The organism is Acinetobacter sp. ATCC 27244 (genome assembly GCF_000156555.1).
Classification (GTDB): domain Bacteria; phylum Pseudomonadota; class Gammaproteobacteria; order Pseudomonadales; family Moraxellaceae; genus Acinetobacter; species Acinetobacter haemolyticus.
In genome coordinates this window covers 1-7,857 of the sequence record NZ_GG665949.1, presented here as the reverse complement: position 1 = coordinate 7,857, position 7,857 = coordinate 1, and the positions used below count along the sequence as shown (strand labels likewise).

Below are 7,857 nucleotides of genomic sequence, written 5' to 3'. Positions count from 1 at the left end.
ACCTTTTCTCTAAACCCGTATAGTTTTATAGTCTCACTATATAAAAATACTCTGTCATTATATCTCGAATATTCGACACTTAAAAAACCATTAGATGTTAAAACCCTTAGTGCATTGTACATTTGCTGCCTTAAACTCTTATCTTCTAATTGGTCCAAATGTTCAATATTTAACCAAAGAATTTTTGCTTCCCAGTTTTGAATTTTATTTTCCAACAATATTTTTACGAAGTAGTCTTCAAGCGGAAGGTAGAAATCAAACATATGAAATTTCATCAAAAAAGTAAATGAGGATTATAGTCCGTGGATATATAATCCTCATTTGGTGATATTTCTGTTTTTTGAACAATTGGTTTCAAATGACAGAATTATCAATTGCAATTGGTCAGTTAATTCGCAATAAAAGATTAGAATTGAAAATTACTCAAGAGTCTTTAGCACTTCAATGTGGAATAGACCGTAGCTATGTCGGTCGCATAGAGCGTGGAGAAGTAAACATTACGGTTGAAAAGCTCTATGAGATTGCAGAAATACTCAAGATTAATCCCCAAGAGCTGTTACCAACATTAGAGTCTTAATTTACAGCACTTTTTTCTTTAATATCAAAAGTATCCTTTAATGATAAAGCTACACTGGCTTTACTTCCCCAATATGCGCAGATTGGAATAAAAATCACAAAAAATGTCAGGACTATTAATCTCCAATGATCATAAGACTCTTTGCTAAAGTTCCAGTTTTTAATTGCAGTTTCTAACCAAACCAATTCAAAAATAATTGCACTACAATATGAAATTGCAGCTATTACACAGATCAAGATATTCGCTTGTTTAATGAATTCAATCGTTGATTTTTTACGCGTATAGAACAGTTCAGCATTTTCGTTCTCAATTTTTTGCTCTATAAAAAACCATGCAAAATTTAAGTCTCGAACTTTATCTCTAAAATCCCACGTTTTCTTGAAACTTCTAATGATGAGGCTGTAATGAAATTTTCCTGTCCCTAAATATTGATTGGTTGCATTCTGTAATTGCCAGTTCTCTTTTGATGGCTCACTCACATATTTATTGTATTCATCCGTTTCTTCACGAATATTCTTAAAACCATTTCTTTTTAAAGTTTCTCTAAAATCTCTTGAAAACAGCCATTTGAAACAAAAAACAATCCAGCTTAATCCTAGGATTGAAACTATTACGCTTACCCATTCCATATTTAAACACTGCTTAATTAAATTATCCCTATATCTAAACAAATGGTTTAAAAAATAAACAGTGCTTACTATGCTCACTACGACACAAGATGACGTTGTACTTTTGGCCTTATAGCTTTTCCCCTGCAAATCTAAGACAATATATGTAAAGAAAATTTGAGAGTCATCTACGTGATTACAGGCGAAATTAAAAGTAAAATTGACCAGATTTGGGATGCATTTGCAAGTGGTGGTATTGCCAATCCTTTAGAAGTTATTGAGCAAATGACCTATTTGCTGTTTATTCGCCGACTCGATGAAATTCAGATCACCAAAGAGAAGAAAGCTAACCGTTTAAAAAGAGAAGTTGAGCAACCGATTTTTACTCCTGAGCAAGACAACTTACGTTGGTCAAAGTTTATTACTTTGGGTGATGCTGCAACACTCTATAACACCATGGGAAATAAAGTTTTTCCTTTCATTAAGAGCTTAGGTACAGAGGATAATACTACCTATAGTCATCACATGAAGGATGCACGTTTCACTATTCCAACACCAGCATTACTTACTAAAGTCGTTGATTTGATCGCAGCAGTACCAATGGATGACAAAGACACCAAAGGTGATATTTACGAATACATGCTCGGTAAAATTGCCTCAGCGGGTCGTAATGGTCAATTCCGTACACCTCGCCATATCATCAAGATGATTGTGGAGCTAATGTCGCCAAAGCCAACCGATACCATTTGTGATCCTGCGTGCGGTACAGCAGGCTTTCTCGTAGCAGCAAGTGAATATCTCAATGATCACTACAGCACTGAGATTTTTGCCAACCCTGAAGCAGCAAAGCGTTTTAGTGAAGAAACCTTCTTTGGTTATGATTTTGATAGCACCATGCTTCGTATTGGTTCTATGAACATGATGCTGCATGGTGTAGAAAACCCACGAATTGAAAACCGTGATTCTTTAAGTGAAGTGCACTCGCATATTGAAAGCAAGTACAGTCTGATTCTTGCTAATCCACCATTTGCAGGTAGTTTGGACAATGAAAGCTGTGCTAAGAATATTCAAGCTGTTATTAAAACTAAAAAGACTGAATTGCTATTTTTAGCGTTGTTCTTACGGTTGTTAAAAACTGGTGGTCGTGCTGCGGTGATTGTGCCTGATGGCGTGTTATTTGGTTCATCTACGGCTCATAAGGCATTACGTCAAAAGATTGTGGAAGAGCAAAAGCTAGAAGCGATTATTTCGATGCCATCTGGTGTATTTAAGCCGTATGCAGGTGTATCGACTGCGATTATGATTTTTACCAAAACCATGTCGGGCGGTACGGACAAAGTTTGGTTCTATGATATGCAGGCGGATGGTTATTCGCTGGATGATAAGCGTAATGAGCTAGACAGTTCAAAGCATGAGAATAATAACATTCCTGACATTATTGCTCGTTTCCATAACTTAGCATCGGAATCAGGTCGTAAAGCCACAGAGCAAAGTTTCTTGGTAGATAAAATTGATATTGCTGCCAATGGTTATGACCTGTCGATTAATCGCTATAAAGAAGTGGTGTATGAACAAGTGGAATATGAAGCCCCAAGTAAGATTTTGGCGGATTTAGAACTGCTTGAGCAGGATATTCTAAAAGGAATGAATGAGCTTAAGGAGATGCTGAAGTGATGAATCAAGTCTCTTTAAGTGATGTTTATTGGTTTCAAGAAGGTCCAGGGGTAAGAAACTGGCAATTTAAAGAGAGCGGTATTAAATTGCTTAATGTCGCCAATATTACTAAACAAGGAAAAATTGACCTTAATAAAACTGATCGCCATTTATCTACAGAAGAAGTCGATTCTAAATATCAGCATTTTTTGATTGATGAAGGTGATCTTGTTATTGCAAGCTCAGGTATTACAAACGACGAAGATAATTTGCTGAGGACAAAGATTGCCTTTATTGAAAAGCAACATTTACCTTTGTGTTTAAATACCAGTACTATTCGTTTTAAAGCTAAAGACGGAGTTTCGGATTTAAAGTTTTTAAAGCATTGGTTAAATTCGCTAGAGTTTAGACAACAAATTACGAAAGAAGTTACTGGTATAGCCCAGAAAAATTTTGGTCCATCACACTTAAAAAAAATTAAAATTTCGCTCCCACCACTTACAGAACAACGCCGAATAGCCTCTATTTTAGATCAAGCAGATGAGCTACGCCAAAAACGTCAGCAAGCGATTGAAAAGTTAGATCAGCTTTTACAAGCCACCTTTATTGATATGTTTGGTGATCCTGTAAGTAATCCTAAAGGGTGGGATTTAAGATATGTTGGTGAAATAAGTGAATCTAAACTCGGGAAAATGCTAGATAAGAAAAAACAATCTTCTGAAATTGATCAATATAAATATTTAAGAAATGCCAATGTTCAATGGTTTAGATTTGATCTATCTGATGTATTCGAAATGGAGTTTAATGAAAAAGATCGGAAAAACTGTGAATTGAAATTCGGAGATGTTCTTGTTTGTGAAGGTGGTGAACCTGGGCGTGCTGCAATATGGAAAAATGACTTAGAAAATTGTTTTTTTCAAAAAGCGTTGCATCGAGTTCGCCTAGATATGACACAAATACTACCTGAATATTTTGTTTGGTTATTTTGGTTCTATTCAAAAAATGGTGGGTTTGACGATCATATTACAGTGGCAACGATTGCACATTTAACTGGTGTTAAAATGAAAGCAATGCAAATACCAATCCCACCTCTTTCATTGCAAGAAGATTTTCAACAAAAAGTCAATGAAATTGAAGTATTAAAGACAACACTTGAAAATTCTAGTAAGTTATTTGAAAGCCTATTTTCATCACTACAAAACCAAGCATTTAACGGCACTTTATAAAATTTAATTTAAAAGATAAGGGAATATATACATGAGCAACTTCTCGTTTTTAGAACCTGAATTTAAAAGCTTAGCAGCCACTGCCAAAGAAGCTGAAAAGCTCGTGTATATTTCCCCACAATTTGCCCTTGCTGCGGCTCGAAACTCGCTCGAAAACCTTGTACTGTGGCTGTATCAATACGACAAAAAACTGACCCAACCTTATGATGCATCACTGCATAACTTACTCAATGACATCAAATTTAAAGACCTGATTCCACCCTATATTTGGGACAAAATGGATAATATCCGTATGGTCGGCAACAGTGCCGTGCATGGGAAAAAGTTCAAACAACTCACTACCGAAGAAACGGTAAAACACATCAGCCATTTATTCCTGATGTATGTTTGGTTTGAACGTAATTATGGCTCACCATCCAAAGACCGTTCACAGCAGCTTTTATTTAACCCAAAACTGATTCCAAATGCTGACAATACTCAGCAAATAAGCGCCAACAAAGAGCAACTGCAAAAAGAAACCGAAGCCAAAGAAAAACAATTTGCAGAACAACATAAAGCCCTACGTGAATTAGAACAACGACTGTTTGAACAATCTGCAAACTTAGAAGAACGTGAAAAACTACTCGCTCAAGCCGATACAGAACGAGCGCACATCCGTCAGCAAGTTGAACAGGCTAAAATTGCCAACAGCAAAATTGAAGATCATACCGACTATAAAGAAGACGAAACCCGAAAACTTAAAATTGACCTCTTGCTTGAAGAAGCAGGTTGGGTAATTGGAACAACTGTTCGAGAGGAAGTCCCAGTTTCTGGAATGCCAAGTCCATCGGGTAAAGGTGCTGTCGATTATGTGCTATATGACAACAATGGCTTGCCTTTGGCGGTGGTTGAAGCAAAACGTACATCAACTGATCCAGATATTGGACAGCAACAAGCTAAACTCTATGCAGACTGCTTAGAACAACAAACAGGACAACGCCCTGTCATTTTCTATACCAATGGCTATAAAACCCGAATCTGGAATGATGTGCAAGATGGTCCACCACGCTTAGTACATGGTTTTTATACGCAGGCAGAACTCAAACGCCTGATCGAAAGACGTAAGAACAATCCTGATCTGAGCAGCTTCCCGATTAATGCAGAAATTGTTGAGCGTTATTACCAAACTCGTGCCATCAAAGCCATACTTGCAGCATACCAACGCAAAGAACGAGCTGGCCTATTGATTATGGCGACAGGTACAGGTAAGACTCGTACTTCAATCGCATTGGTCGATGTGCTAATGAAAGCCAATATTGTGCAAAAAGCTTTGTTTCTTGCAGATCGTACTTCATTGGTCAATCAAGCCTTTGATAAATTCAAAGAACATAAAAAAGATGCTTCATTTGTTAATCTGCTTGAAGATAAAAACCAAGTCGGTCGTGTCTACTTCTCCACATATCAAACCATGATGGGCTTGATCGATGAAATGAATGCCGATGGTACACGTAAATTCGGTACAGGCATGTTTGACCTGATTATTGTTGATGAAGCACATCGCAGCGTTTACCAAAAATTTGGTGAAATTTTTAAATACTTCGATAGCCTACTTGTCGGTTTAACTGCGACACCACGCGATGAAGTAGATCGTGACACTTATGCACTGTTTGGTTTGGAAAGTGGTGTGCCGACTGATTACTATGACCTCGATCAAGCTATTGCCGATGGCTATCTTGTGCCACCTAAAGCCTATTCTGTTCCTCTTAAATTCATGCGTGAAGGTGTGAAATATGACGAACTTTCAGAAGAAGAAAAACAACATTGGGATGAGTTGAATTGGGGAGCCGAAGAAGCTCCCGAAGAAGTTTCAGCATCCAAAATCAATAAAGAGCTGTTTAATTCAGGCACGATTGATTTAATGCTCAAACACTTGATGGAAAATGGCATTAAAACCGAAGGTGGAGATCGTTTGGGTAAAACCATTATCTTTGCCGTCAATCAAAAACATGCACAGTTTATTGCTGATCGCTTCAATGAAAACTATCCACAATATGATGGCAAGTTTGCCCGTGTCATTACCCATGCTACTAAGTATCCACAAAGCTTGATTGATGACTTTAGTAAGAAAGACTTGCCTGAACCACAAAACTTGGATGACCTTGCGATCGGTACGTTACGAGAACACATCTCTAAATTACCTAATCAACTTGAGCCTGAAACATTAGAGGCCAAACTGTTTGATATGTTGTGCTACAACCTAGAAATGGCGGTATTAGAACAGAACAATACAGCAACTCAAAGCTATGCCAATAAAGTGATTGAAATTGCCTCTAAATTGGAAACTAAAGAAAACATTCCTATTGTTGCAGAACAGATTGCACTAATCCAAGACATCCAAACTGTAGAGTATTGGAAAGGTATTACCTTACCTATGCTTGAATCAATGAGAAAACGTATACGTGGTTTGGTGAAACTGATTGAGAAATCAACTTCAACCATTGTCTACTCAATGCTAGACGATAAAATTGGTGAAGCAGTAGAAGTTGATATCCCCGTGGTATCAAGTGGTGTCAATCTCGCTCAGTACCGCAAGCGAGTTGAAAGCTTTATTAAGGCCAATGAGAACCACATTACCATAGCTAAGCTGAAGCGTGGTTTAGCCCTGACACCGACCGATCTAAGTGAGTTAGAACGCTTTGTTTTTGAAGCGCAAGAAGTAGAAAGCAAAGAAAGATTTGAAGCATGTTTTGGGACGGAAAAACCATTACCTCTTTTCATTCGGTCTTTGGTCGGTTTGGATCGTAAAGCTGTACAAGAAGCCTTTTCAACTTACTTACAAGGCTCAACCTATAATGAAAAACAAATTCGCTTTGTTGAAATGATGATTGAACATCTCACTCAAAATGGCGTGCTCGATGCTGCACAATTGTATGAACCACCATTTAATCAGATTCATTACGAAGGGATAGATGGTGTATTTGCAGATGTGGATGTTGACAACATATTTGGAGTTGTTGACGCATTTAATGAAGCGGTGGCTTAGATAATAAATTAATTTAGAGGGGACGGAAATGAAAATTATTAGTGCGAAGATTAGAAATTTCAGAAAGTTAGAAAATGTAACATTGTCATTTGATGAAAAAACTACAGTAATTGTTGGAAGAAATAATACAGGAAAGACCTCCACAGCTGAGATTTTTAGAAGTTTTTTATCAGGCAATAGTCCTAATTTAAAATATGTAGATTTCTGTCATTCAAGTCTTTCTAAATTTATGGAAGCAACTAATATATTTGGAATAGATTCAAAGAATGAAACTGAGCTTAGAAGTCTAACACCATCTATTGATCTTGAACTGGTAATAGATTATACGAATGATGCTGATGACTATGGGATACTTGGTGATTTCATCATTGATTTAGATGAACATCTTTTTAAAACGAAAATATTGATTACTTATAGACTTAAAGATGGTGAAATTTTTAATTTTTATACTGGATTAAATACTAGTGACCAAGCTTCATTTTATTCAAGTTTAAAGAAACAAATAAATTCATCTTTTGAGGCCATTGCTTTTGTGGTAGATCCTAGTAACGAAGAAAACAGATTAAAAATTGATTTCTCTAAAATACGAAAATTACTTTTAGTTGGAGTTATTAATGCTCAACGTGGATTAGATGATGAAACTTACTCTGATAGAGATGTATTGGGTAAATCACTAGGAACCATGTTTAATAATGCAACAAGTGCTAATGCTCCTGATGAATTTAAAGAAAAGTCACAAGAAATACAAAATGTCGTTGATCAATTACAACT

The 7,857-nt window shown here is 36.6% G+C and carries 6 protein-coding genes and 1 pseudogene; 5 read left to right on the top strand and 2 right to left on the bottom strand.

Annotated features, from left to right (window positions below; genetic code table 11):
• A pseudogene (locus tag HMPREF0023_RS16810) lies at window positions 1–263 on the bottom strand (hypothetical protein); the annotation flags it as partial.
• Window positions 264–358: 95 nt separating this feature from the next.
• On the opposite strand from HMPREF0023_RS16810, the gene HMPREF0023_RS00030 reads away from it, so the two are divergent.
• On the top strand, window positions 359–577 hold the full coding sequence (locus HMPREF0023_RS00030) for a helix-turn-helix domain-containing protein (protein ID WP_008940847.1): 219 nt from the start codon (window positions 359–361) through the stop codon (window positions 575–577).
• On the opposite strand, the gene HMPREF0023_RS00025 is transcribed toward HMPREF0023_RS00030, so the two are convergent.
• A complete protein-coding gene (locus tag HMPREF0023_RS00025) occupies window positions 574–1,206 on the bottom strand; it encodes a hypothetical protein (protein WP_008940846.1) in 633 nt (210 codons plus the stop codon). The genes HMPREF0023_RS00030 and HMPREF0023_RS00025 overlap by 4 nt on opposite strands.
• A 171-nt stretch (window positions 1,207–1,377) precedes the next feature.
• On the opposite strand from HMPREF0023_RS00025, the gene HMPREF0023_RS00020 reads away from it, so the two are divergent.
• The 4 genes from HMPREF0023_RS00020 to HMPREF0023_RS00005 all read left to right on the top strand — a co-directional run.
• On the top strand, window positions 1,378–2,859 hold the full coding sequence (locus HMPREF0023_RS00020; RefSeq protein ID WP_008940845.1) for a type I restriction-modification system subunit M: 1,482 nt from the start codon (window positions 1,378–1,380) through the stop codon (window positions 2,857–2,859).
• A complete protein-coding gene (locus tag HMPREF0023_RS00015) occupies window positions 2,859–4,064 on the top strand; it encodes a restriction endonuclease subunit S (protein WP_008940844.1) in 1,206 nt (401 codons plus the stop codon). Before HMPREF0023_RS00020 ends, HMPREF0023_RS00015 begins: the two co-directional genes overlap by 1 nt.
• 31 nt (window positions 4,065–4,095) lie before the next feature.
• Window positions 4,096–7,086 (top strand): DEAD/DEAH box helicase family protein, encoded by a 2,991-nt coding sequence (locus HMPREF0023_RS00010; RefSeq protein ID WP_008940843.1) that lies wholly within the window; start codon window positions 4,096–4,098, stop codon window positions 7,084–7,086.
• A 28-nt stretch (window positions 7,087–7,114) separates the two neighbouring features.
• On the top strand, window positions 7,115–7,857 hold a 743-nt coding region (locus HMPREF0023_RS00005; RefSeq protein WP_008940842.1), incomplete at its 3' end, for an AAA family ATPase.